Source organism: Dietzia maris (genome assembly GCF_014144855.1).
In the GTDB taxonomy this organism is placed as follows: Bacteria; Actinomycetota; Actinomycetes; order Mycobacteriales; family Mycobacteriaceae; genus Dietzia; species Dietzia kunjamensis.
Genome location: NZ_JAALDN010000463.1, coordinates 1 through 1888 on the forward strand (window position 1 = coordinate 1; position 1888 = coordinate 1888).

Below are 1888 nucleotides of genomic sequence, written 5' to 3' on the forward strand. Positions count from 1 at the left end.
GCCCGCCGACGCGGGCCCCGTCGGGGTGAGCGCCCACAGCGCCGAGTACAGGGCCACGCCGGCGCCCGAGAGCGTGGCCAGCAGAACCATGACCAGGCGCACGTGGACGACCCGCACCCCGAGGTGGTCGGCCAGACCCACGCACACGCCCGCGACCACGGATCCGTCGCTGCCGCGGGTCAACCGCGGGTACCAGCGGAAATCGGTCGTCGCCACGGCGGCGGACCCCGCCTGTGGTCCGGCGACCGGGGACGCCGACCGGACCGCGGTGGCCGGCGCGGGATCGGTCGCGTTCTCACTCATGGACGCCATCGTCACAGATCATCGCCCCGAGGGGAATCGGGAAGTACCCGGATATCCACGGCCACGCTCGCCGGCGAGACACCCCCCTCCCGCAATCCGGCGACCAGGTCCCGGGAGATGGCGTCCTTGACCGACCGCGCACCGTGACTGCCCACGACGAAGCGGACGGTGGCGAGGATCCCGTCCTCCTGCAGCGAGACGAACACCTGCGGCCCGAACTCCCGGACATCGACCGCGTACATGCGGCTCATCTGCTGCATGCTCGCCATCGCCTCGTCGCTCAGCTCCCTCGTGTGCCGGTCGGCGCAGGCGTGGAACACCGTGTCGACACGTCGGAGATCCACGTCGAACGGCAGCTTGAGCGACAGTTCCTCCCAGAGGAAGGGGAACCCGCGGGTGTAGTTGTAGACCGCCTCGTCGAAGATGACGCCGTTCGACACCGTCACCACCCGGCCGGTGAACTGACGGCTCGGTACCCAGTTGCCGGTCTCCGCGCCGGCCATCGACGACGGGGATCCCATCTCCATGACGGTCGTGCGCAGGAAACCGAGCGACATCACATCGCCCCGGACCCCACCCACGGCGATCCGGTCGCCGACCGCGAACACCCTCCCCCGGAGGATGACGAAGTATCCCGCGAGACTCGCGATCACCTTCTGCAACGCGAACGCCAGGCCCGCGGTGACGAGTCCGACCCCCACGGTCAGGTCGGTTCCCGGGGTCACCCAGATGGAGAAGAGCGCCAGCACGGCCACGACGGCGGTGAACAGCTGCAGACTCTGCTTCGTCCAGAACCTCGACGCGGACCCGGCGGGCCCGGCGATCGCCTGCATCACCGCCCGCGAGATCGACGTGAACAGCGACAGCAGCACGAACAGCAGGATGCTGAGGAGCACCTTGAGAACGGTCCGCCCGCTGACCCCGACCAGCGTCACCCCGAAGAGCCGCAGCTGTTCGTCGGAGCCCAGGAAACCCATGACGGTGTCGACCATCCCGCCATCCTCCCTCCCCTACGGCCTCGGGGTCGGAAATCAGGGTCGGACCCCGATGTGCCGCGGACTCCCGCCGAGCACGATGGGGTCATGTCCAGAACGAACACCCACGACCTCCCGTCAGAGCTCCGCTCCCTGTGGCGGACCCGTCCCGTCCGGACGCCGGACGATTCCAGGATCGCCGGCGTCTGCGGCGGCTTCGGTCGGCGCTACGGCGTCGACCCGGTCCTCTTCCGCGTCGCGTTCGTCGTCGCCGCACTGTGGGGTGGGGCGGGCGTGTTCCTGTACGCCCTGATGTGGCTGCTCCTGCGCTCCGCCGGCGACGAGGTCTCCTCCGGGGAGGCGCTCCTGGGGAAGGGCCGGGCGTCGGGCTCCAAGGTCACCGCGGTGGTCCTCGTCGTCGTCGTCCTCCTGTCCGCCCCCACCTTCGGCGGTTCCGGGGAGACGCTCCTCCTCGGCGCCGGGTTCCTCATGGTCGCGGCGATGCTCGCCGGCTGGTACGGCCTGCACCGGCGCACCCCCGAACCGCCCGCCGGGTGGGCGGAGGTCTCCGCGGTGCGGCCCTCCGCCGCTCGCGGACCCGACGCGTCGCG

General features: G+C 70.8%; 3 protein-coding genes. 1 reads left to right on the top strand and 2 read right to left on the bottom strand.

What is annotated here, in order from left to right:
* Nucleotides 1-303, bottom strand: a 303-nt coding sequence (locus G6024_RS14320; RefSeq protein ID WP_159149004.1) for a PspC domain-containing protein, incomplete at its 3' end; no start/stop codon positions are given.
* 11 nt (nt 304-314) lie between these two features.
* Nucleotides 315-1295 (bottom strand): mechanosensitive ion channel domain-containing protein, encoded by a 981-nt coding sequence (locus tag G6024_RS14325; protein WP_159149005.1) that lies wholly within the window; start codon nt 1293-1295, stop codon nt 315-317.
* Nucleotides 1296-1385: 90 nt separating this feature from the next.
* On the opposite strand from G6024_RS14325, the gene G6024_RS14330 reads away from it, so the two are divergent.
* Nucleotides 1386-1888 (top strand): PspC domain-containing protein (locus tag G6024_RS14330; RefSeq protein ID WP_159149006.1); only part of this gene is annotated, 503 nt, incomplete at its 3' end.

Excerpts from the sequence above, each read along its gene's own strand:
- G6024_RS14325 (WP_159149005.1), bottom strand. The coding sequence starts at position 1,295 with ATGGTCGACACCGTCATGGGTTTCCTGGGCTCCGACGAACAGCTGCGG.